22 protein-coding genes are annotated in these 21,061 nt (G+C 63.3%); 7 read left to right on the top strand and 15 right to left on the bottom strand.

The window, feature by feature from the left end; all coding sequences use genetic code 11:
* The first annotated feature begins 1 nt into the window (after window position 1).
* From PQR54_RS35845 to PQR54_RS35870, 6 genes are all read left to right on the top strand, one after another.
* The gene (locus tag PQR54_RS35845; RefSeq protein ID WP_408254181.1) at window positions 2–844 is read left to right on the top strand and encodes an NAD-dependent epimerase/dehydratase family protein; all 843 of its coding nucleotides are present in this window, start codon (window positions 2–4) and stop codon (window positions 842–844) included.
* Complete coding sequence (locus tag PQR54_RS35850; protein ID WP_408254182.1) at window positions 841–1,770, top strand: SMP-30/gluconolactonase/LRE family protein; 930 nt, start codon at window positions 841–843, stop codon at window positions 1,768–1,770. The genes PQR54_RS35845 and PQR54_RS35850 overlap by 4 nt, the downstream gene beginning before the upstream one ends.
* 592 nt (window positions 1,771–2,362) lie before the next feature.
* A complete protein-coding gene (locus tag PQR54_RS35855; RefSeq protein ID WP_408254185.1) occupies window positions 2,363–3,355 on the top strand; it encodes a TRAP transporter substrate-binding protein in 993 nt (330 codons plus the stop codon).
* Between the two features lie 153 nt (window positions 3,356–3,508).
* Window positions 3,509–3,988: a TRAP transporter small permease gene (locus PQR54_RS35860; protein WP_408254188.1), complete on the top strand. Its 480-nt coding sequence runs from the start codon at window positions 3,509–3,511 to the stop codon at window positions 3,986–3,988.
* A gap of 7 nt (window positions 3,989–3,995) precedes the next feature.
* Entirely contained in the window at window positions 3,996–5,348 is a 1,353-nt protein-coding gene (locus PQR54_RS35865; RefSeq protein WP_408254191.1) for a TRAP transporter large permease, read from the top strand.
* Window positions 5,349–5,446: 98 nt separating this feature from the next.
* Window positions 5,447–6,646: a porin gene (locus PQR54_RS35870; RefSeq protein ID WP_408254194.1), complete on the top strand. Its 1,200-nt coding sequence runs from the start codon at window positions 5,447–5,449 to the stop codon at window positions 6,644–6,646.
* 53 nt (window positions 6,647–6,699) lie between these two features.
* On the opposite strand, the gene PQR54_RS35875 is transcribed toward PQR54_RS35870, so the two are convergent.
* The 4 genes from PQR54_RS35875 to PQR54_RS35890 all read right to left on the bottom strand — a co-directional run bounded on the left by PQR54_RS35875 (window position 6,700) and on the right by PQR54_RS35890 (window position 9,044).
* Complete coding sequence (locus PQR54_RS35875; RefSeq protein ID WP_408254197.1) at window positions 6,700–6,882, bottom strand: hypothetical protein; 183 nt, start codon at window positions 6,880–6,882, stop codon at window positions 6,700–6,702.
* Window positions 6,883–6,994: 112 nt separating this feature from the next.
* Window positions 6,995–7,180: a 4-oxalocrotonate tautomerase gene (locus PQR54_RS35880; protein ID WP_106280598.1), complete on the bottom strand. Its 186-nt coding sequence runs from the start codon at window positions 7,178–7,180 to the stop codon at window positions 6,995–6,997.
* A gap of 52 nt (window positions 7,181–7,232) precedes the next feature.
* Window positions 7,233–8,009, bottom strand: coding sequence for a class II aldolase/adducin family protein (locus PQR54_RS35885; RefSeq protein ID WP_408254200.1), 777 nt, complete (start codon window positions 8,007–8,009; stop codon window positions 7,233–7,235).
* Window positions 8,010–8,099: 90 nt separating this feature from the next.
* Complete coding sequence (locus tag PQR54_RS35890; RefSeq protein ID WP_408254203.1) at window positions 8,100–9,044, bottom strand: urea transporter; 945 nt, start codon at window positions 9,042–9,044, stop codon at window positions 8,100–8,102.
* A gap of 253 nt (window positions 9,045–9,297) precedes the next feature.
* On the opposite strand from PQR54_RS35890, the gene PQR54_RS35895 reads away from it, so the two are divergent.
* The gene (locus PQR54_RS35895; protein ID WP_408254206.1) at window positions 9,298–9,852 is read left to right on the top strand and encodes a putative glycolipid-binding domain-containing protein; all 555 of its coding nucleotides are present in this window, start codon (window positions 9,298–9,300) and stop codon (window positions 9,850–9,852) included.
* On the opposite strand, the gene PQR54_RS35900 is transcribed toward PQR54_RS35895, so the two are convergent.
* The 11 genes from PQR54_RS35900 to PQR54_RS35950 form a co-directional block, all read right to left on the bottom strand.
* Window positions 9,827–10,798: an alpha/beta fold hydrolase gene (locus PQR54_RS35900; RefSeq protein WP_408254209.1), complete on the bottom strand. Its 972-nt coding sequence runs from the start codon at window positions 10,796–10,798 to the stop codon at window positions 9,827–9,829. The two genes, PQR54_RS35895 and PQR54_RS35900, sit on opposite strands and share 26 nt — an antisense overlap.
* The gene (locus PQR54_RS35905; protein ID WP_408254212.1) at window positions 10,795–11,676 is read right to left on the bottom strand and encodes a metal-dependent hydrolase; all 882 of its coding nucleotides are present in this window, start codon (window positions 11,674–11,676) and stop codon (window positions 10,795–10,797) included. The genes PQR54_RS35900 and PQR54_RS35905 overlap by 4 nt, the downstream gene beginning before the upstream one ends.
* A gap of 122 nt (window positions 11,677–11,798) precedes the next feature.
* Window positions 11,799–12,707 carry an SDR family NAD(P)-dependent oxidoreductase gene (locus PQR54_RS35910; RefSeq protein WP_408254215.1) on the bottom strand — a complete coding sequence of 303 codons (909 nt, stop codon included), beginning with the start codon at window positions 12,705–12,707 and terminating at the stop codon, window positions 11,799–11,801.
* A 60-nt stretch (window positions 12,708–12,767) separates the two neighbouring features.
* Window positions 12,768–14,363 (bottom strand): flavin-containing monooxygenase, encoded by a 1,596-nt coding sequence (locus tag PQR54_RS35915; protein WP_408254217.1) that lies wholly within the window; start codon window positions 14,361–14,363, stop codon window positions 12,768–12,770.
* 123 nt (window positions 14,364–14,486) lie between these two features.
* Window positions 14,487–15,482, bottom strand: a complete 996-nt coding sequence (locus PQR54_RS35920; RefSeq protein ID WP_408254220.1) for a sulfonate ABC transporter substrate-binding protein — start codon at window positions 15,480–15,482, stop codon at window positions 14,487–14,489.
* A gap of 322 nt (window positions 15,483–15,804) precedes the next feature.
* Window positions 15,805–16,662 (bottom strand): MerR family transcriptional regulator, encoded by an 858-nt coding sequence (locus PQR54_RS35925; protein ID WP_408254223.1) that lies wholly within the window; start codon window positions 16,660–16,662, stop codon window positions 15,805–15,807.
* 52 nt (window positions 16,663–16,714) lie between these two features.
* Window positions 16,715–17,308: a GNAT family N-acetyltransferase gene (locus tag PQR54_RS35930; protein WP_408254226.1), complete on the bottom strand. Its 594-nt coding sequence runs from the start codon at window positions 17,306–17,308 to the stop codon at window positions 16,715–16,717.
* Window positions 17,309–17,505: 197 nt separating this feature from the next.
* Window positions 17,506–17,790: a hypothetical protein gene (locus tag PQR54_RS35935; protein ID WP_408254227.1), complete on the bottom strand. Its 285-nt coding sequence runs from the start codon at window positions 17,788–17,790 to the stop codon at window positions 17,506–17,508.
* A 146-nt stretch (window positions 17,791–17,936) separates the two neighbouring features.
* Entirely contained in the window at window positions 17,937–18,833 is an 897-nt protein-coding gene (gene sapR / locus PQR54_RS35940) for a sap1 transcriptional regulator SapR (protein WP_408254230.1), read from the bottom strand.
* A gap of 52 nt (window positions 18,834–18,885) precedes the next feature.
* On the bottom strand, window positions 18,886–19,767 hold the full coding sequence (locus PQR54_RS35945; RefSeq protein ID WP_408254233.1) for a DMT family transporter: 882 nt from the start codon (window positions 19,765–19,767) through the stop codon (window positions 18,886–18,888).
* Window positions 19,768–19,977: 210 nt separating this feature from the next.
* The gene (locus PQR54_RS35950; protein WP_408254236.1) at window positions 19,978–21,054 is read right to left on the bottom strand and encodes a TAXI family TRAP transporter solute-binding subunit; all 1,077 of its coding nucleotides are present in this window, start codon (window positions 21,052–21,054) and stop codon (window positions 19,978–19,980) included.
* Window positions 21,055–21,061: the final 7 nt, after the last annotated feature.

The raw sequence follows: 21,061 nt of genomic DNA on the forward strand, positions 1-21,061 counted from the left end.
CATGACTGACTCGAACCTTGACCGCAGCGCGGCACAGAAACCCTTCCGCCGTCTGCTGCTCACCGGCGCGGCGGGCAACCTCGGCAAGCAGTTGCGCGGCGCGCTCGCCGCGTGGGCCGATATTGTGCGCATCACGGATATCGCGCCGCTCGGCGACGTGGCGGCACACGAGGAAGCCTCGATCGTCGACATCGCGGACGAAGCCGCGGTTCACGCTCTGCTCGAAGGCGTGGACGCAGTGGTTCACCTCGGCGGCATTTCCGTCGAGGCGCCGTTCGAAGACTTGCTCGAAGCGAATATCCGCGGCATGTACAACCTTTATTCGGCGGCGCAGAAGCAGGGCGTGAAGCGCATCGTCTACGCGAGCTCGAATCACGCGGTGGGTTTTCATCCGGTGACGGAGGTGGTCGACATCGACGCGCCGCTGCGTCCCGACAGCCTGTACGGCGTGACGAAGTGCTTCGGCGAATCGCTGTCGCGTTACTACTTCGATCGCTTCGGTCTGGAGACGGTGTGTCTGCGGATCGGTTCGTCGTTCGAGCAGCCGAAGAATCCGCGCATGCTCGTGACCTATCTGAGCTTTCGCGACCTCATCGAACTGGTGCGCTGCTCGCTGTTCACCAACCGCGTGGGTCACGCGATCGTCTACGGCGTGTCGGATAACCGCACCAAGTGGGTGGATAACACCAAGGCCGCGTTCCTCGGTTTTCGTCCCCAGGACAGTTCGGTCGAATTCGAGCATCTGTTTCCGGTCACGGCACCCACTGCCGATCTCGACGATCCGACCCAGCGTTTCCAGGGCGGCCCGTTCGTGCTCGCCGGCCCAATGGAGCCGAAGCGGTGAGCGCCGCGGCGAACCCGCGCGTAGAGCGGGTCGAAGCAGCGGGACAGGCGCCGGCTTCGGTCGGCGAGAGTCCGGTCTGGCGCGCTGCGGAGCAAGCCTTGTATTGGGTGGATATTCCGGCGCAGAAGATCGTGCGCTTGCGGATCGATTCGGGCGAGCGCTCTGAATGGCTGCTGCCTGAGAAAGTGGCATGCATCGCGTTCGATCATCGCGGTACGGTGCTGGCCGGCTGCGAGACCGGGCTGTTCGCGGTCACGCTGACTGAGTCCTCGGCCAACGGCGAACCTGTGCAGGTGACAGGGCGCAAACTCGCCGCACCGGACTTCGCTTGCGACGACATGCGTTTCAACGACGGCCGTTGCGACCGGCAAGGACGCTTCTGGGCCGGCACGATGGTGCAGGATATGGCGGCGGCCAAGCCGGCCGGCGCGCTCTATCGATTCGACGAGCGCGGCGTGCTGTCCGCGCCGGTCGTCGAAGAACTCATCACGCAAAACGGCCTCGCGTGGTCGCCGGACGGCACGACCATGTATCTGTCGGACTCGCATCCGTTGCGCAGGCAGATCTGGGCCTTCGATTACGACATCGAAACCGGCGAGCCGCGCAACCGTCGCGTGTTTGCCGATCTGAATCACCATGCGGGCCGTCCCGACGGCGCCGCGGTGGACGCCGACGGCTGCTACTGGATCTGCGCGAACGACGCGGGCCTGTTGCTGCGCTTCACACCCGAAGGCAAGCTGGACCGGCAGATTGCCGTGCCGGCCGTCAAGCCGGCCATGTGCGCATTCGGTGGACGCGAGTTGGATACGCTGTTCGTCACGTCGATTCGTCCCGCTGCGAACGCGAGCGAGCACGACGGCTATCTGTTCGCCGTGCGTCCTGGCGTCACCGGGTTACCCGAGCCGGAGTTTGCCGGCGAACTGTAAGCGAAGCTTGTATGAGAAGGGCGCCGGACATGTCGTGCATGTCCGGCGCCCTTTGTTTGTCCGCTCGGTATTCATAGGTCGTCGTACAACATTGTGGCGTAAAGGCGACGGCGTTGCCCAATTCTGCTACGAAAATCAGCGTGTTCGGGATGTGTCCGTGCAACCCCGACAGTGTGGTGCCAACTGGCGCAGGCACTCGCGGAGCGATAGATCGGTCATCGCTGCCGAACGCCTTTGCGGTGCGGGTAAATACCGTCTGTACAACTCAAACTGCGTTTTATAGACTTCATATGTCGTCGTACAACGTATAAGCCCAAACGAATTCCTTTCTTTGTAATTCGAATTTTCGGTTTGCACGAGACGCAGGCCGATGCAGTTGAAGCAAAAGTAAAAGAGTTGAGTTGGCTGACAGGAGTGCTGAGCATCTGCGCCGGGGACGTTGCACAGACCAGCATGGCAAAGCGCTCGTGACCGAAAACGGTGGTGAGCGCCGAGCCGGGAGACGCAGCAAACCATGTCGCATCCGCGGGTAGCACCCGCAAGCGGACCTTCCGCAATCGATTGGATGGTCAATTTTTCAAGGAATTTCACGATGAATAAGAAGTTTGCCTCTTCCCGTGTTTCGCTGATCGTCGCAGCTTCGGTGCTGGCCTTCAGCACCGTGTCGGCACAAGCGCGTGTGTTCCGCGTGTCCGACGTGCACGGCGACACGTACCCGACCAACATGGCCGTGAAATACATGGGGGAACAGATCAACAAGGCAACCGGCGGCAAAGACTCCGTGAAGGTCTTCGGCAATAGCGCGCTGGGTTCCGAAAACGACACGATCGATCAGGTGCGCATCGGCGCGCTGGACATGGCGCGTGCCAACGGCGCCGCGTTCAACGAGATCGTGCCCGAATCGATGATCCCGTCGCTGCCGTTCCTGTTCCGCGACATCGACCATTTCCGCAAAGTGATGTACGGCCCGGAAGGCCAGAAGATTCTCGACGCCTTCAAGGCGAAGGGCATGATCGCGCTGACGTTCTACGAGAGCGGCGCGCGTTCCATCTACACCAAGAAGCCGATTCACACGCCGGCTGACATGAAGGGCCTCAAGGTTCGCGTGCAGCCGTCCGATCTGATGGTCGACGAAATCCGCGCCATGGGCGGCACGCCCACGCCGATGCCGTTCGCCGAAGTCTATACGGGCCTGAAGACGGGTCTGGTGGACGCCGCTGAAAACAACCTGCCGTCGTACGAAGAAACCAAGCACTTCGAAGTCGCGCCCGTGTATTCCGAAACCCAGCATTCGATGACGCCGGAAGTGCTCGTGTTCTCGAAGAAAGTGTGGGACACGCTGACGCCGCAAGAGCAGGACATCATCAAGAAGGCTGCGGCGGACTCGGTGCCGTACTACCAGAAGCTGTGGACGGCGCGTGAAGCCGACGCGAGCAAGACGGTCACGAAGGGCGGCGCGACCATCGTCGCGTCGACGCAGATCGATCGCGCCGCGTTCGTCAAGGCGATGCAGCCGGTCTGGGCGAAGTACGAAAAGACCCCGCAAATGAAGCAACTCGTCGACGAAATTCAGGCAGTCAAATAAGGTTCGCCTGAACGGAAGCCGTGCAGCGGTGTGAAGGTGTGAAGGGCCTGCGAGAAGATTCGCAGGCCTTGCCGCTGTGCGCTTGCCGAACTGAAAAGTCGAACAGATTGCTGAATATTAAAGACAGGTCGGTCGAATGCAAGGATGGGTCCAATGAGATTCATGAAGCGCCCAAATGATTTTCTGTTCCGCGCGCTGGTTGTCGTGGCGTCGCTGAGTCTCGCGGTGCTGAGCGTGCTGGTGATCTACAGCGTCGTGATGCGCTACGTGTTCAGCGATGCACCGGATTTCGTCGAGCCCATCGCGCTTCTGCTGGTGATCGTGATCGCCATGTTCGGCGCCGCGCTCAAGGTCCGCGAAGGCGGCCATATCGGTCTCGATTCGCTCGTGAAGAAATTGCCGCCGAAAGGGCAGCTCATCGCCACGTCGTTTCAGCATATTTGCCTGATCGTGTTTGCGGTGATGGTTTTCTTCGGCTGCCTGCAGATGGTGGAGGCCACCGCTGAAGACCGGATTCCAATTATCGGTTTGCCTGAATCGTTGCGTTACTGCATCCCGGTTATTGCCAGCGTCTGCATTGCAATGTTCTCGATCGAGAACCTGCTCGCGCTTTTTGCACAGAAACAAAAATAGAGCAATCATGGAACTTGCCATCCTCTCCGTCAGTTTTCTTGTTTTCCTCCTTCTCGGCGTTCCTGTTTCCTTCGGGCTCGGGCTCTCGTGCGTCCTGACTTACCTGTACGAAGGCTTGCCGGCGGCCACCGCCATGCAGTCGATGATTTCGGGCATCAACGGCTTCTCGTTTCTCGCGGTGCCGTTCTTCATTCTGTCCGGTGAACTGATGCTGCACGGCGGCATCGCGGACCGCATCCTGCGTTTCGCGCAGGCCACGGTCGGGCATTTCCGCGGCGGCCTCGGCATGGCCAACGTGGTGGCGTGCACGCTGTTCGGCGGCGTCTCCGGCTCGCCCTCAGCGGATACGTCGGCCATGGGCGGCGTAGTGATTCCGCTGATGAAGCGTGAAGGCTACAGCGCGGCCTACGCGGTCAACGTGACGACGCACTCGTCGCTGGCCGGCGCGCTGATGCCGACGTCGACCAACATGATCATCTACGCATTCGCGGCCCAGGGCATCACCGGCACGTTGAATGGACACCCGATGAGCGGCGTGTCGATCGGCGATCTGTTGTTTTCTGGTCTCTTGCCGGTGTTGTGGGTGATGGGTTTCGTGCTGATCGCCGCGTACTGGCAAGCGGTCAAATTCGGCTATCCGCGTCGTGCCGACGGTTCGACGGAACTGCAGAAATTCCCCGGCTGGTACGCCGTGGCCCGCACGTTCCTTGGCGCATTGCCGGGCTTGATGGTCATCGCGATCATTCTGGTTTGCGTGGCGAAGGGCATTGCTACAGCGACGGAAGCCGCCGCTATCGCCGTGTTCTATTCGCTGGTGCTGACAATCGTCGTGTATCGCTCGATGACGATGAAGAAGCTGTTCCACGCGCTCTCCAAGGCCGCCAAAACCACTGGCGTGGTGCTGCTGCTGATCGGCGTGTCGAACATGCTGCGTTACCAGATGGCCTATCTGGAGATTCCGGATGCGATCGAACACATGCTGGACGGGGCGACCAGCTTGCCGTGGCTGATGCTGCTGTACATCAACCTGATCCAGATTTTCCTCGGCACCTTCGTCGACATGGCGGCGCACATCCTGATTACCACGCCGCTGTTCCTGCCGATGGCGATGCACGCCGGTGTCGGTCCCGTGCAGTTCGGCATCATGATCCTGCTGAATTGCGCATTGGGTCTCGTGCATCCGCCAATCGGCTCGGTGCAGTTTATTGGGTGCGCGATTGGCAATGTGTCGATTGGTGAAACTACCAAGGTGGCGTGGCCTTATTACCTGGCTATCTTCAGCGCGATCAACATCGTCACTTACGTACCGATGTTCTCGACATGGTTGCCTAGCCTGATCAATGGTCACCCGGTATTTTGAAATCCTTAATTAATGCCGGGGCATTCGAACAATATCCACACTCGGCGGCACTCGAAGGGTGCCGCGATCAAAGAAAAATCTTTTAAAGAGGAGCAGAAATGAAAAAGGTATTGGCAACTTCAGCGCTTGGCCTGGTCGCCCTCGGCGCACACGCTCAGAGCAGCGTGACGCTGTACGGGATCGTCGATACGGGTATCGGCTATCAGAGCAGCCAGACGTCGCTCGGTTCGACCAGCGGCGGCCGTTCGGTCGTGAAGATGATCAACGGCATCTGGGCCGGCAGCCGTTTCGGCCTGAAGGGCGCTGAGGACCTGGGCGGCGGCACCAAGGCGATCTTCCAGTTGGAAGAGGGCTTTAACAGCGCCACGGGCGCGCAGTCGGTTTCCGGTCTCGGCTTCAACCGCCAGGCTTATGTCGGTGTGACGAACAGCAGCTACGGTACGTTCACGGCGGGCCGCCAGTACACGTCTTACTATACGATGCTCTCGCCGTACAGCCCGACCACGTGGCTGACGGGCGCGTACGGTGCGCACCCGGGCGATATCGACTCTCTCGATACGCTGTACCGCGCCAACAACTCGCTGGTGTACACGTCGCCGAGCCTGTATGGCCTGACGGTGAGCGGTTCGTATTCGCTGGGCGGCGTGGCGGGCAGCTTCAACGCCGGCTCGACGTGGAGCGCAGGCGTGCAGTACCTGAACGGTCCGTTTGGCATTGCGGCGGGCTTCCAGCGCATCAACAACTCGACGCCTGGCGGTGGCGCATGGGGCGCGGACTCCACGACGTCGAACAATGGCGCTCAGGCTGGCGTGTCGGGCATCAACAACGGCTACCAGCGCGCGCAGGCTCAACAACGCTTTGCGGTGACGGGCGGCTATGCGTTCAGTCCGTCATGGGACGTGTCGTTCTCGTACTCGAACGTGCAATACATTCCGGGTATCAACTCGCCGTTCCGCACCACCGCGATCTTCAACACGGGCGGCGCCGTGCTGCACTTCAAGCCTTTGACGTCGCTGGACCTTGGCGCGGGCTATAGCTACACGCGTGCGACGGAAGCGAACGGCATTTCGAGCTCGGCTCGCTATCAGCAGTTCAACCTCTCGCAGTACTACAGCCTCTCCAAGCGCACCGGCCTGTACGCGCTCGAGGCGTATCAACGTGCAAGCGGTCAGACCCTGGGTACGAACGGCGTGAGCATCATCAACGCGACGGCTGATATCGGCGACGGCCAGAACGGTGCGCCGTCCTCGTCACGCAGCCAGTTTGCTGCCGGCGTGGGCATCATCCACAAGTTCTGATGACGTAAGTTCGTGGCGGTGTGTTGCTACGCCGCCACGGCGATGCGTTTTAATTACGCTTCGCCGAGCATCACAAGCTGCGCGCGCAACGCGCGCAGCTTCTTTAACGCCCGTTCCTCGGGCATTGCGCGTGTCGGCCCGATCAGCGCGTTCAGCCAGATAAACGTCCCCATCGGCAAATCGGCGATCCTCGCGTCCGCAGCGGTTTCCAGCATCGCGATGTTGGCAGGGCGCATGCTTCCCGACGCACCAGGCACCAATTCCTTCGTATTCAGTTCGCCCGCGATCGCGTACAAAAGGCCAGTTCGAGCAGCAGCCGTAGGCAGGCAAGCCGCTCGCTTCATTCGTTCAGGCGTCGGACCACAAACGCCCAGCCGTTGCCCAGTTTTCGCGTTTCACGTCGGTCAGAATAATGTCCACCGAATTCGGTTCAACGCCGAGCGATTCGCACGTTGCCTTGGTGATGGCTTCGACGAACTGGCGTTTCTGTTCCACCGAGCGGCCTTCGAAGAGTTCGATATGAAACGTGGGCATGGTGTGACTCCGTTAAAGATGAGAGTGGGATTGAAATGAGCGCGGCGCGAATTCAATCGCGATAGCCGCGATCGACGCGGTCGAGTTTGCGCAGCAAGGCAGGCCATTCGAGCGCGCCTTCAATGGCGCCGCCATCGTACAGTTGTTCCGCCGTGCGTGCGGCGACCGCATCGCTCGGCACCACGAGTTGCGCGCCACATGCTTGCGCCTGCAACTGGATCTCGCATGCCTTGAGCAGCGTTGCCATCAGCACATAGGCTTCGGCGACCGTGCGGCCGGCGGTCAGCGTGCCGTGATTGCGCAACAGCATGGCGGGCTTGTCGGCGAGATGCGCGACGAGGCGCTCGCCTTCCGCCGGCGAAAACGCGAGGCCTTCGTAATCGTGGTACGCGAGTTGGCCGTAAAAGCGCAGCGCATGCTGGGAGGCTGGCAGCAAGCCGGCCGGTTGCGCGGAGACCGCCACGCCCGCCGTATTGTGAAGATGCATCACGCAGAAAGCATCGGCGCGCGCCGCGTGGACCGCCGCGTGCAGCGCGAAGCCGGTCGCATTCACCGCATGTTCGCTCGCACCGACGACATTGCCCGCGATATCGATCTTCACGAGATTCGAGGCGCACACTTCATCGAAGGCGAGGCCGAATGGGTTGATCAGGAAGTGGCCGGGTTCGCCCGGCACGCTCGCCGAGATATGCGTGTAGATCAGATCGTCCCAACCGTTGAGCGCCGCGAGCCGGTAGGCGGCGGCCAGACCGACGCGGGTCTGCCGCTCCGCGTCGGACATTGGCCCTGTCTCCGCGACGCGGCCGGCAGGGGTGTGAGTGAACGACATGTCTGTCTCCTGAATCCTGAAGTTGCTCGATCGCCGAAACGCGTGCGTGTGTGCGTGTGGCGCGGGCGCGCTGCGATCCTGGCGGCCTGACTAGCTCTCGCGTCTGGCTGGAACCGGCGTCGTCGCGCGGCGTGTGGTGTCCATAGGTTGCGCCGGTTCAACAGCGTCCACGCCATGCGCCAGGCGCTGCTCGAGCCACTGCACGCTCCACGTCGCGAGGACGAAGGGCGCAGTCATGACCGGCCAGCCGAAGTATGCCGCCGCCGCTTGCAGCACAGTCGACCAGGCCACCCCGCCGAGCATCGTGACGAGGCCGCAGTCGGCTAATGCGAGCGCGGTCAGCACGCCGTTGAATCCTAACAGGCCGGCGTCGAACGACGCTATCGTTGCGCCGAGCAGCAGATGCGCAGCGCTGGCGAACCCCGCGCCGATCAATGCCCGCAGCGCATGCCTGCGCGACGCTGCTGCAATCCCGATCAACACCAGCAATCCGGGCAACGCCTCCGATGCAAAACCGGTTTGCGCGAAACCGGCGAGCAAGCCGCTGCCCGCTTGCGTCGCGCTCAGCGCGTGCGCCGGGGTCACGCTTGCTGACGGCGCGTTGACCGTCACCATGGGCAGCCAAAGCCACGTGACGATCAGGCACGGGCTCGAGAAAAAACCGAGTCCGCGCGCTCGCAGCCAGCGCGACCATGGCTCTGACAACCACGCCGTGCAGGTGGCGGCGAGAATCGCCACCGCGCCCGCTGTCGCATTGTCGGCGATGAAGTTGAAAGCGGCCAACCCCGCCAGCGCGCCGTTGAAACCGTGCAGCCCGGCGCGCGTGTCGTCCTCGCGATAGCCGGCCAATACCGCGCTCACGTTGGCCGCGACCGCGCCCATCAGCGCCGCGCAGGCGAGGCGCGGGTCGTAGAGCAGCCAGGCGGCGAGCAGGAATGCGCCGGTGAAGGCATTCGGTTGCAGCACGATCTGGCCGAGGCTGCGCAACAGCGTGCGCAAGGCGGCGGAATGAGCTTCAGTCGCGGCGGCGTGCATGATGGGAAGGCGGTTTGATTTGAATGATGCGCAATTGCGCTGCGCGAGCATTGGGCGCGCGTCGGGTCGGAGGATTGCGAACCGCGAGGATAGGCCAGCTAAGTCGCGTTGGGCGTCGCGTGCGTTAATAGTGGCTATTTGCGACATCTATCCGCGATACCACGCGTCGCCGGAACAAAAGCTTTCGCGCTACGATATGAACCCGGCGGAGCCAGGCAGAACCCGGCTGCGCCGTCCAAAGAGGAGCAGGCAGATGCGTGAATTGCGGTGGGCATCGGAAGAGGGCGACGGCATCGAACATCTGGCGTTCGACGCGCACGAGGACGGTTTCGCGGTGGAAAGCGTCGTGGTCGGCCAGCGCTACGGAAAGTCGTATGGCCTGCACTACAAGGTGCGCTGCGACGCGCAATGGCGCACGCACTACGCGTGGCTGAAGATCGTCGGCGGCGGCGAGCTGGAGTTGCATGGCGATGGCGCCGGCCATTGGCACGACGGACACGGCCTCGCGCTGAGCGCGATCGAAGGCTGCATCGACATCGATATCGCCGCTACGCCGTTCACCAACACGCTGCCTATCCGTCGTTTGCAACTGGCCGAAGGCGAGCGTCGGCCCATTTCCGTCGCGTATATTTCGACGCCCGATTTGCAGGTCACGCGTGTCGAACAGGCGTACTCATGCATCGAATTGCATCGCGAGTATCGCTACGAGGGCATCTTCCGCAACTTCACGGCTGACATGAAAGTGGACGACGACGGCCTCGTGATCGACTATCCGACGCTCTTCACACGCCTGCCGCGCGAGCGTTGAGCGTAGACGGCGCGGCCCAACCGCCGTGGTCCGTGCGGTGCCGCTCCACGAAGCGTTCGATGCTCGCCGAGATCCGTTCGGGTTCGCGCAGCACGACCCAATGGCCGGCATCGATCTCGTTGCGCTCATACGTGCCGAGCCAGCCCTCCAGCCCAAGCGAGAGCGCCGGGCCGACGTAGCGGTCACGCAGCGGCACGATGAATTGCACCGGCGCGTGCGCATGACGCGCGCGCGGGCGCAGCAGCTTGTCGATGAAATTGGCGCGGTAGAGATTCAGGCCGTTGAGCGCGTTGCGCAGCTGGGCCGGGTCGGGCGCGGGGCGCACGCGTTCGGTCACACGCAGCCACAACGGCCACAGGCGTGCGGCGCCCACCCGCCACACGAGTTCCGGCAGCCAGGGCAGATGAAAGAAAAAGATGTACCAGGACTTGAGCGTTTGCCGGACGCCGCTGCCGAACGGGCGCTTTGTTGTCGGCTGTGCGGTTCGAGCGGCGCCGTCGCGCTCGCCATCGCCCTCGCTCTCGCCGCGCAAGTCGAAAGACGCGTGATCGAGACACGGCCCCGAAATCGACGTGTACGAAGCAATGCGGCCTTTGAACGCCGGGTCGGTCACCGCTTCCCAGCTTTGAATCGAGCCCCAGTCGTGACCGACCAGGTGAAACGGCCGCGCGCCGCAGGTCGCGTCGGCGACTGCCGCAAGGTCGGCGGCGAGGCGTTCGAGCCGGTAAGCGTGGCGCGTGGCCGGCGCTTCGGAAGCGCCGGCGCCGCGCACGTCGTAGGCGATCACACGGTAGCGCGCGTCCAGATGCGCGCGCACCGGTTCCCACACGGCCGCCGAGTCGGGATAACCGTGCACCAGCACGATTGGCGGCGCGTCGCGCGGTCCGCTCACGTAGACCGCGAGCCGCACGTCGCCGGCCTCGACCGACAGCGTGTCGCGTATCACGCGGCCGCCTGCACGCCGCGTCGCGCGGCCTTGCGCGCGCTCGGCGTGAGCGCGTTGGTGGCATCGACCGCGGCGACGAGACCCTCGATGCGCGCCAGTTGCACACGGTTGTCGTGATCCCACGGATGAAAGCCGGGCCGGAAAAAGCTCAGCCACTCACCGGCGATGCGGGGAAACACGCCATGACGCGGGCCATACAGATACTTCACGACACGCCACATGCCGCGTAAATGACCGCCGCGTTTGCGATCGGCGATGAGCAACCGCACGTGGTAGTCGAACACGATCAGCCAGAACGTCAACGTGGTGGCGAGCATGGTGCCGGTGCGCAGCAGATAGCGGCCGAGCCCGGGTTTGAGCACGGCGTTCCATACGTCGTAGGAAACGGACTTGTGCTCGGTTTCCTCAAGCGCATGCCAGGTCCACATCTGCGTATAGCCTTCCACGGAACCGCCGATGCGCGACGCGTCTTCCAGCAGCAGGCCGGCGAGCATCGCCGTGTAGTGTTCGAGGCAGACGGTCACGGCGAGCTGGTACGAATGCGGCAGGATCTTGCGGCCGAAGTTGAGAATCGCCCACAGCCGTTTGTCGAGCTTGAGCGCGGGCAGGCCGGCTTCCTGCAGCAGATCGTTGTATTCGACATGCTCGCGCGTATGCATGGCTTCCTGGCCGATGAAGCCGAGCACCTGCTTCTTCAGCACAGGGTCGTCGATCTGATCGCGGTAGTTGCGCACGCTGTCCATGAAAAAACGCTCGCCTGCCGGAAACAGCAGCGAAAGCGCGTTGAAGAAGTGTGTCACATGCGAGCCCTGCACGTGCCAATCGCAGGCACGTTCCTGCGGCAAATTAAAACGTAGGTCGCGGCGAATCGGCATCATGGCCTTTCTCCTTGTGATTCTCGATGAGTTGCTGAGCGTGATCGAATGACGTGCGTGGCGTGGCGTGGCGTGGCGTGGCGTGGCGTGGCGTGGCGTGGCGTGACGCAGTGAAGGCCCGTGCATCAGGCGCGCTTGCCGTCCATCTGCGCGGCGCGCCGCGCGCGTTTTTCCGCGACGCGTTTCATCCGGCGTGTCTGCATCACCACAAGCGCCTGATAGGCCGCCGGCAGTGTGCGCGCCAGCCAGTCGGCGGCCCGCGCGTCGCGTCCGATCAGCACGCGCCGCCTGTTCCTGCGCACGCCGTCGAGAATCACGCGCGCGGCTTCGTCGGCGGTGGTGATGAAAAACTTTTCGAAGTCGTCCTTGCCTTGCTGTTCGGTCTCCAGCATGAAGCCGACCATGTTCGTCGCGATGCGGCTCGATTGCGCGATGCTCGTGCGGATGCCGCCCGGATGCACGCAGGTCGCCGAGACGCCGCACTTCATCAGGTCGAGTTCCTGGCGCAGCGCTTCGGTAAAGCCGCGCACGGCGAACTTGGTCGCGTTGTAGCCGCTCATGCCGGGCTGCGAAAACAACCCGAATACGCTCGACGTATTGACGATATGGCCGTCACCGGAGGCCTTGATGTACGGCAGAAACGCTTTCGTGCCGTGCACCACGCCCCAGAAGTTGATGCCGACGATCCACTCCAGATCCGCGTAATCCATCCCTTCGATCGTGCTCGACAGCGCGACGCCCGCGTTGTTGAACACAAGATTGACGCCCTGATGCTGCGCGGCCGTTTCGGCGGCCCAGTCGAACATCGCGGCGCGGTCGGCAACATCGAGCACGCGCGTGGTGATGCGCAATGGCGAGCCGACGATCTGCGGCGCGGCGGCTTGCGCAAGCTGCGCGGTTTCGGCGAGGCTCGCGGCATTGCGGTCGGCGAGCGCGAGGTGGCAGCCTTCGCGCGCCAGCTGGATCGCGAGCGAGCGGCCCATGCCCGAGCCTGCGCCAGTGATCGCGGCGACTTTGTCGGTAAAGTTTTTCATTGGTTTATCTCCGGTTCTCCCTGAACGGTGCGTTGTCGTTGTCGTTGTCGTTATGTCTTGTCAGGTCGCTTCCGCCGATGCTGCAACACCATGACCATGCGTGCCATGCGGCGAAGCGACCGGCGCGCCAGCCACATGAGGCGCAGCCGAATACGCGAGGTAATCGTCCATGCTGAAGGTGCCGGTGGCCTGGCGGAATTTGTAGGCAAATCCCGGCCACAGCGTGGTGTTCTTGCCGGTCGCCGGATCGAGATACCAGCTCTTGCAGCCACCGGTGGACCAGATCGCGCGGCCGAGCTTCTGCTGGATCTGCTCGTTGTACGCGCGCTCCACTTGCGGGCGCACTTCGATGGCGTCGGCGCGTTCGGCATGCATCGTCTTCAGCGCACGCAAGATGTACTCGACCTGCGACTCGATCATGAACACCATCGAGTTGTGGCCCAGACCCGTGTTCGGTCCAACCACCATGAAGAAGTTTGGATAACCAGGCAATGCCGTACCGAGGTAAGCATGCGCGCCGTCGCGCCACGTATCGACGATATCGACGCCGCCGCGTCCGCGCACCACGCCGCGCGGAAACGGATCGGCCACCTGGAAGCCGGTGCCGAAGATCAGGCAGTCGGCGCGATGACGCGCGCCGTCGGTGGTGACGACCGCGTCTTCCTCGATGCGCGCGATGCCGGTGGTCGTCACCGAAACGTTCTGGCGCGACAGGGCGGGGAAGTAGTCGTTCGAGATCAGCACGCGCTTGCAGCCCATCGTGTAATTGGGCGTGAGCGCGGCGCGCAATTGCGGATCGCGCACCTGGCGGCGCAGATGCCGCTCCGCGGCTTTCTGCGCGGTCTTCATCAGCGAAGGATGAATCGCGAAGCCCAAGGCGCGCGATTCGAGCATGCAGTAGAGCGCCGAGCGCATGATCTTCTGCGTGAACGGCAGGTGTTTGAACAGCCATTGCTCCAGCGGTCTCACGGCGCGGTCGGCTTTCGGCATGATCCACGGCGGCGTGCGCTGGAACAGGTCGAGATGCGCGACCCGCGGCGCGATCTGCGGAACGAACTGGATCGCGCTCGCTCCCGTGCCGATCACGGCGACGCGTTTGCCTTCGAGCGAATAGCTGTGATCCCACTGCTGCGAGTGGAACGTCTTGCCCTTGAATTTTTCGAGGCCGGGAATGCTCGGCATGGCCGCGCGCGACAGGCCGCCCATACCCGAGATCAACACGCGTGCCGACCATTGCTGGCCGTTCGCAAAGGTCAGTTGCCAGCGGTGGCGCGCTTCGTCGTAGATCGCGCTGGCCAGTTCATGGCCGAAACGCAGATGCCGCTCGACGCCGAAGCGCTGCGTGCAGTCCTCCAGGTAAGCGCGGATTTCCGGCTGGCGCGCGAACATGCGGGTCCAGCGCGGATTCGGGGCAAAGGAGAACGAGTAGACGTGCGATTGGACGTCGCATGCGCAACCGGGGTAATGGTTGTCGCGCCACGTGCCGCCGACCGAATCGGCCTTCTCGGCGACGATGAAGTCCGTGATGCCGGACTGGCGCAGGCGGATCGCCATGCCGAGGCCCGCAAATCCGGACCCGATGATGGCGATATCGGTCTCGACAGGCGCCAACGCGTCGGGCGCCGCGGCTTCGTGGGGCATCATGCGTGCGTTCATCCGATCCGTCTCCTTTTTACCTTCTTAACTGTTACATTGGTTGATGTAACAATAGAGGCTGGTAACGGATGACGCAAGCGGGCGGTTAGACGCCCGCCTCTAGGCTCGGAGGCCCGCCGCTAGCTACTTCGCGGCCAGCGCGGACGTGACTTCGCGGTTTTGCCAGACGCTGTCTTTGACGGTGATCTTCGCCGGGATAAGGTTGGCGCCGTAGAACGCATCGGCGACGATCTGCTGCGAGCGCACGATCTCGTCGGTGACGGCGGTGGTGCCGTACGGATAGCGGCGCACCCATGTTTCGACCAGCTTCTGATCGAGACCGACCTTCGGCGCGATCAGCGCGGCGGTTTCTACCGGATGCGCGTTGACCCACAGCCCGGCGGTGCGCAACTGTCCGAGAATCGCGCCGATCACGTCGGGATGTTGCTGCGCGAAGTCGCGCGTCGCTTCGTAGAAGTTGTACGGGGCGTTGAGTTCGGTGTAGTCGGCCAGCGTGCGCGCCTTCAGCGCCTGCTGCGCGGACGCGTAGTACGGATCCCAGATCACCCATGCGTCGACGCTGCCGCTTTCGAAGGCGGCGCGCGCGTCGGCGGGCGGCAGATACACCGGACGAATATCCTCGTAGCGCAGGCCCGCTTTCTTGAGCGCTTCGAGTATCAGATAGTTCGAGCTCGAGCCTTTTTGCAGCGCGACGCGTTTGCCTTTCAGATCGGCCACGCTGTGCAGCGGCGAGTCGCCTTTGACGAGGATCGCTTCGGCGTGGCGTCCCGATGGCTCGGCGCCGACGTACACGAAGCCCACGCCACTCGCTTGAGCGAACACCGGCGGCGGCGCGCCCGTGTAGCCGAAGTCGATGCTGTTCGCGTTCAACGCTTCGAGCAGTTGCGGTCCCGCCGGGAATTCGAACCACTTGATGCTGTAGCCGAGCGGTTTGAGTTTTTCGTCGAGCGAGCCTTGCGCTTTGAGTATCGCCAGCAGGCCCGATTTCTGGTAGCCGATGCGCAGCACCTTGGCCGGCTCGCTGCCGTTGCCGCCGGTCTGCGCAGTGGCGCTCAGGGTGGTGAATGCCGCGAGCAAGGCGGCGGCGAGTTGAAGCGAATAACGGGCGTGACGGACCATCCTGCGAATCTCCATTGCGTTCGATTGGTGTGGCCGCCGTGGGTTGTCTGCGGGCTTCGTTCGGGTCCGCCAAAAGCATGGCGTGGACTCGCGGATGCGGCAGAAAACGCGTTGCGGCGACGTTCGGGGATCGTCGCATGGAGCTCGCGCCGTTCAAACGAAGCAATGCAGATTTGAATATGACGCGGGACGGATGTGGCGCGGCGGCGTATGCGTCTGGCCGCGCATGCGGGCGTGGGCATAGCACAAGTGGACGCGAAGGCCGGGACGCGTGCGAAGGCGCACGTGAAAGCGGAGGCGAGCGCGCGACTACGCGCGCAGACTACTTCTTCGTTTTGTCTTTCTTCGCCGCACCCGCGGCGCCTTCGGCCGGATGCTTCAATTTCTTTTCCATGATCGCCGCGACACGGTCGCCGAGGTAATCGCCCGAAGCTTCTTCGAGCGCCCGGTTCATTTCGCTTTCCACCAGCACCATCGCGAGCGGCCGCACGCGCCAGATGGCGTCGACGAGAGCCGGCACGTCGGCGGGTGGCGGCAGCGCGTCGGCGTCGTAACGGTCCAGTTGGCGGACCACCAGATCGACCAGCGCTTTGGCGACCGCGTTGAAATGCGGCCGCGCGATGCCCACGGCGTCGAGCAGGTCGGCAAGCGGAATGCCTTCCTTCGCCATGGTCGCGCCGGCGGCCAGCGCCGTCGGGCTGCCCGACACGAACGAGAGGCCGTCGCGCTCCAGCAGACCGAGGTCGACCGCCTTGCCGAGCGCGCTCGGCGAAGCCTTGTCGCCGAACATGTGCAGCAGTTCGATCAGCGAGTATTTTTTCGGCCGCTCGCGCGACCAGCGGCCGCCGATCGCCGTTTCCAGGCCGAGGATGGAGCGCAGATCGTGGCCTTCGTCGACGGCCATGATCAGGTCCTGGATGTTCGCGAGCGTGTAGCCGCGTGCGAGCAGATGGTTGATCAGCTTGAGACGCGAAGCGTGCGTGTCGTCGTACACGCCGACGCGGCCGCGTTTTTCCGGCGGCGCGAGCAGGCCGCGGTCCTGATACGCGCGTACATTGCGCACGGTGGTGTCGGTGACGCGCGCGAGTTCGTCGACGGTGTATTCGTTGCGCGGCGTGGTGCCGGCGGCGTCGTGCGAGTCGGCGGACAAGGGCGGGACGGGAGGCGGCGTGTTGGGCATGGGAGGGATTTTAACGCGGCGGCGCGCGCGGCCGCCAACGCGCTCGCCGGCTTCAGTCGCGTGCTGCCGACACGTCGTCCGGCACGCTCGAGTCACCCTTGCCGAGCGTGCGCTGCATCAGTGTCGTGTCGAGCCAGCGGCCGTGTTTGAAGCCCACCGCCTTCAACGTCCCCGTCAATGCGAAACCTAGCTGCGTATGCAGCGACAGCGAGCCGCCGCTGCCGCCGTCCGCGATCACGGCGACCATCTGACGCCAAGGCCCGGTTTCGCAGCGCTCGATCAGCGCCTGGAGCAGCACGCGTCCCAGACCTCGGCCGCGATAGGCGTCGTTCACATAGATCGAATCTTCGATGGTGTTGCGATACGCGGCGCGCGGCCGGTAAGGCGTCGCATAGCAATAGCCGGCGACTTCGCCGTCGATCTCCGCCACCATGTACGGCAGCCCGTGGCTGCGCACCGACGCGAGCCGCGTGCGCAGGTCATCGACGGAGGGCGGGGTTTCTTCGAACGAGGCGACGCCAGTCAGCACATGGTGGGCATAGATCGCCTGAATTGCCGGAAGGTCGGCTTCGGTGGCGTCGCGGATCAGCGGGGCGGCCGTGTTCGTTGATCCAGAAGCGGTGGGCGCGGCGTGCGTCATGCTCATACGTGTTCCTGTCGTGGCGATAAATCGGCGGATACGTTTTACTATGCCCGCCGCGCGCGCGAATTTGAAGCGAGTCAAAAATCGCCACGACGTATGGCGGGTATTCAGCTTTGCCCCATACGCGCGAACAGGCGTGCTTCAGCAATCACCCGCTCCAGCGAAGAGGACGCGCACCACGCTCACCCGTCTGGCACCGCTCAGCTATGCGAGTACGTATCCGGCTGCGTCACATGCCCACGATGATGCCGGTGATACTTAGCCTTATGTTTCGGCTTGGCCTCGGACGTCGGCGCATGCTGTTCGGCGGATTGCTGCGGAGCTTGCCCCTGTTGGGCCTGCGCGCGAGGCGCGGGCGTGGGCTGCGCATGACCCGACGGCAGCGAGCTTTGGCCCTCGCCGAAGCGGAAGGTTTGCGCGGTCTGCGCGTAAGCGCCGGCAGATACCGTCAGGGCGGCAATCGCCAGGCAAATTGAAAACTTCATGGACCCTCCTTCTGAACGAGCCGGTGAGGATACCTGTTTTCCTGACAGCCGATTGGTCACATCGGGCGCAGGGGCCCGCTCGCGCTGTTGTCGATCGGCGGCAACTGAATCGACGGTCGGTCATGAGTCGAAGCACCTGGCCTGCATCAGAGGTCGTCGAATTGATCGAATTCGCTTTGCAGTTCCCGGTTGCGCGCGACGCGTTCGTCGATACGCGGTCCGAGTCTTTCGACGATCGCCGAGATGAGCAGATTAAAAAGGCAGGTAAGCGGTGCGAGCGAATCCCAGAACTGGCCGACGTCGGTTTTCACCTGCAGCAGATCGCCGTCGAATTCGCGCGCCCACGGACAGTAAATGTCGGTGATGAGCGCGAAGGGCAGGCCGCGGCGCGTGGCGGCTTCGCAATAGCGGCGCGCGACCTTCGAGTAAGCGCGCGTGTCGGTGACGATCAGATAAGGCGATTCGAAGCCGGAGTTCAGTGAATCGACGTACGAGCCCGACATGCCGTCGGAATAGAACACGCGCGGACGGATGTATTCGAGGTAGCTGTAGAACGCGTTGCTGATGCCGCGCGTGGACTGAATGCCGAGAATGTAGACAGCATCCGCGTTCGAGATGCGTTCGGCCACGCGCGCGAACACCGGCGACTGCGCGAGCTGGTAGACATGCTGGATCGCGCCGATTTCGAGTTCGAGCGAATGAGCGAGCGCGGGGTTGGGCACGACAGGCGAATCGGCGGCCGGCGAGGCTTCATCGTGTTGGCCGGCGGCGCGGCGGAACGCGTCGAGCCGGTCCGTGATCAGCCATGGACGTTCCTGAGCGCCGCGCAGTTCGCGCTTCAGGTCGTCGAGATTCTGATAGCCGATGCTGCGCAGGAAGCGGCCGACCGAAATGCCGCTCGTGCCGGCTTGCTGGGCGATCTGGTCGGCGGTTTCGAGGCCGAGCCGGTCGAGATTGGCCAGCATGTAGCTGGCGACGCGCTTGGAAGTGGGCGTGAGTTCGGCAAAGCGGGCTTCGACGGTTTGAGCAAAAGCAGTCGGCATCGTAATCGCGGCGCGGGGTGGTGGTTAGTCGATCGTGGGAATGATGACATATTCAACCGGCCGCCCGCGCCGCGCGCGAGAAGTGCCGTGCGCCCGCCACGCATCCCACCACGACGACGGTAACCAGAATCATCGCGGGCGGCACCTGCTCGTGCAGCAGCAGTCCCGCGAGCAGCAGGCCGAAGAACGGCTGCAGCAACTGCAACTGCCCGACGCCCGCAATGCCGCCGAGCGCGAGGCCGCGATACCAGAACACGAAACCGATCAGCATGCTGAAGAGCGACACATAGGCGAGACCCCAGAGCGACGCCTGACTGACGCCGTCGAACGACACGGGCCGCGTCCATACCGCGAGCGGCAGCATGAGCGGCAGCGACAGCACGAGCGCCCACGAAATCACCTGCCAGCCGCCCAAGTGGCGCGACAGGCGCGCGCCTTCGGCATAACCCAGCCCGCACGCGGCGATGGCGGCCAGCATCAACGCGTCGCCGATCGGCGATGCTTCGAGGCCGTGACGCAGGGCGAACGCCACCACCGCGCCGCTGCCGAGCGCCGAGAACAGCCAGAAAGCCGGTTGCGGACGCTCGCCGCCGCGCAGCACGCCGAAGATCGCCGTGGCGAGCGGCAGCAGTCCGACGAACACCACGGCATGCGCCGCGCTCACGTGGCGCAGCGCCAGTGCCGTCAGTAGCGGAAAGCCGATTACCACGCCGATTGCGACGATCACCAGCGGAATCAGATCATGGCGGGACGGCCGCGCCTGCCGGAATACGAGAAGGAGCAGCAGACCGAGCGTGCCGGCGATCGTCGCGCGGGCGACCGTCAGGAATAGCGGGTCGAGGCCTTGCACGGCGACGCGAGTGGCCGGCAACGAGCCGCTGAAGATCAACACCCCTATGAAGCCGCTCAGCCAGCCGTTTGTCGTTTTGTCCATCGGGAGAGCCCATGCGCAGGAGGAGGTTGATAGCATCCGCTATCCGGGCATGGACGTTAAGGTACGGATCGTTGCAAATCGTCCAAACTGTACCGAGGAATGGGGCGGTACAGCGGTCAGGCCGACGCAACGCGGACCGCGGGCGTCGGGCATCTCGCGATCAACGCATGCAGTCTTGCTGAGCGTGATGAAGTCGGCAATGCGACGAACTTACTTGCACAGCAGAAGCAAGCGTTCCTGATCCGTACACGTCGGGCGCGGTTTCGCCGTGCCCTGCTGTGCCGCCGTAGCGCTCATCGCGGCGCTCTTGTTCGTGAGACACGCGCGCAGATGCTTCTCGACCGGCGAGTAGTACTTCCACCCGCGCACGAGCGGCGGCAACTCAAGCTTCACCTGCTTCCATTTCGGATGCCCGTGCTCCTGGAGATTGTCGAAGTTGGCGCAGAGCGAGTCGGCAAAGTGATTCAGATTGCCGACGGTATCGCGCAGGCCATAGTCGTAGGTGACGAGAAATGCTTTGACGGTCAGCGCGGGCACATCTTCCTTGAGCCAGGTCGGATAACTGCTCGCGCGGATCGTCGTGGGGAAATAGGTTTGTTTGGCGCGGGTGGTTTCGGGGGCGCCCGGATCGGCCTTTAGAAGACGGATCTGCTGCAACAGGTCGGGATTCATGTCGTTAAATAGTTTCGCCGGCTGTCCGACCACGATGATCGCGACATCCACTTTCTTCACGATCAAAGCGGCCAACGCATCTTCGTTGCTCAGATGCTGGATGTTCTGCTCGGGAATCGCCTGGCCGAACATCAGGTGATAGAGCGTCGTGGCCGACTGCGCGGTACCGCTGCCGATCAGGCCGACGCTAATGCTTTTGTCCTTGATATCGGCGAGGGTTTTCAGCGGCGAGTCCGCGCGCACCACGACGTTAATTTCCTCGTCGTAAAGCGGCATGATGAGCCGCAGCGGACGGATCGCCGTGCCGGCGTCGGCGTTGCCGGCGTTGGCCATGTCGATGTAAGCCTGGTACACGTCGGATTGCACGAGCGCCAGTTTTACCCCCGGCTCGAAGCGCATGCGTTGCACGTTTTCAGCCGAGCCCTTCGACGCCATCACTTCCAGGTCGATGCCCGCTGGCTGCGCAACCCATTTCGACAGATCCTGGCCGATCTGGATATACGTGCCCCGTTCCGGACCGGTGACGATCTTGTAATGCGCCGGCTCCGCGCAGGCCAGTGAAGACACGACCATCAGCGCCAGCCCCAGCCATCCCGCGAGAAGTCTCTTCAGCATGGTCTCT

It is taken from the genome of Paraburkholderia phytofirmans (assembly GCF_046028095.1).
GTDB lineage: Bacteria > Pseudomonadota > Gammaproteobacteria > Burkholderiales > Burkholderiaceae > Paraburkholderia > Paraburkholderia phytofirmans_A.

What these genes read in the sequence shown, in the direction of transcription:
- PQR54_RS35845 (WP_408254181.1), top strand. Translation starts at nt 2, where the DNA reads ATGACTGACTCGAACCTTGACCGCAGCGCGGCACAGAAACCCTTCCGC.
- PQR54_RS35855 (WP_408254185.1), top strand. Translation starts at nt 2,363, where the DNA reads ATGAATAAGAAGTTTGCCTCTTCCCGTGTTTCGCTGATCGTCGCAGCT.
- PQR54_RS35860 (WP_408254188.1), top strand. Translation starts at nt 3,509, where the DNA reads ATGAGATTCATGAAGCGCCCAAATGATTTTCTGTTCCGCGCGCTGGTT.
- PQR54_RS35865 (WP_408254191.1), top strand. Translation starts at nt 3,996, where the DNA reads ATGGAACTTGCCATCCTCTCCGTCAGTTTTCTTGTTTTCCTCCTTCTC.
- PQR54_RS35870 (WP_408254194.1), top strand. Translation starts at nt 5,447, where the DNA reads ATGAAAAAGGTATTGGCAACTTCAGCGCTTGGCCTGGTCGCCCTCGGC.
- PQR54_RS35875 (WP_408254197.1), bottom strand. Translation starts at nt 6,882, where the DNA reads ATGCGCCCTGCCAACATCGCGATGCTGGAAACCGCTGCGGACGCGAGG.
- PQR54_RS35880 (WP_106280598.1), bottom strand. Translation starts at nt 7,180, where the DNA reads ATGCCCACGTTTCATATCGAACTCTTCGAAGGCCGCTCGGTGGAACAG.
- PQR54_RS35885 (WP_408254200.1), bottom strand. Translation starts at nt 8,009, where the DNA reads ATGTCGTTCACTCACACCCCTGCCGGCCGCGTCGCGGAGACAGGGCCA.
- PQR54_RS35890 (WP_408254203.1), bottom strand. Translation starts at nt 9,044, where the DNA reads ATGCACGCCGCCGCGACTGAAGCTCATTCCGCCGCCTTGCGCACGCTG.
- PQR54_RS35895 (WP_408254206.1), top strand. Translation starts at nt 9,298, where the DNA reads ATGCGTGAATTGCGGTGGGCATCGGAAGAGGGCGACGGCATCGAACAT.
- PQR54_RS35905 (WP_408254212.1), bottom strand. Translation starts at nt 11,676, where the DNA reads ATGATGCCGATTCGCCGCGACCTACGTTTTAATTTGCCGCAGGAACGT.
- PQR54_RS35910 (WP_408254215.1), bottom strand. Translation starts at nt 12,707, where the DNA reads ATGAAAAACTTTACCGACAAAGTCGCCGCGATCACTGGCGCAGGCTCG.
- PQR54_RS35915 (WP_408254217.1), bottom strand. Translation starts at nt 14,363, where the DNA reads ATGAACGCACGCATGATGCCCCACGAAGCCGCGGCGCCCGACGCGTTG.
- PQR54_RS35920 (WP_408254220.1), bottom strand. Translation starts at nt 15,482, where the DNA reads ATGGTCCGTCACGCCCGTTATTCGCTTCAACTCGCCGCCGCCTTGCTC.
- PQR54_RS35925 (WP_408254223.1), bottom strand. Translation starts at nt 16,662, where the DNA reads ATGCCCAACACGCCGCCTCCCGTCCCGCCCTTGTCCGCCGACTCGCAC.
- PQR54_RS35930 (WP_408254226.1), bottom strand. Translation starts at nt 17,308, where the DNA reads ATGAGCATGACGCACGCCGCGCCCACCGCTTCTGGATCAACGAACACG.
- PQR54_RS35935 (WP_408254227.1), bottom strand. Translation starts at nt 17,790, where the DNA reads ATGAAGTTTTCAATTTGCCTGGCGATTGCCGCCCTGACGGTATCTGCC.
- sapR (WP_408254230.1), bottom strand. Translation starts at nt 18,833, where the DNA reads ATGCCGACTGCTTTTGCTCAAACCGTCGAAGCCCGCTTTGCCGAACTC.
- PQR54_RS35945 (WP_408254233.1), bottom strand. Translation starts at nt 19,767, where the DNA reads ATGGACAAAACGACAAACGGCTGGCTGAGCGGCTTCATAGGGGTGTTG.
- PQR54_RS35950 (WP_408254236.1), bottom strand. Translation starts at nt 21,054, where the DNA reads ATGCTGAAGAGACTTCTCGCGGGATGGCTGGGGCTGGCGCTGATGGTC.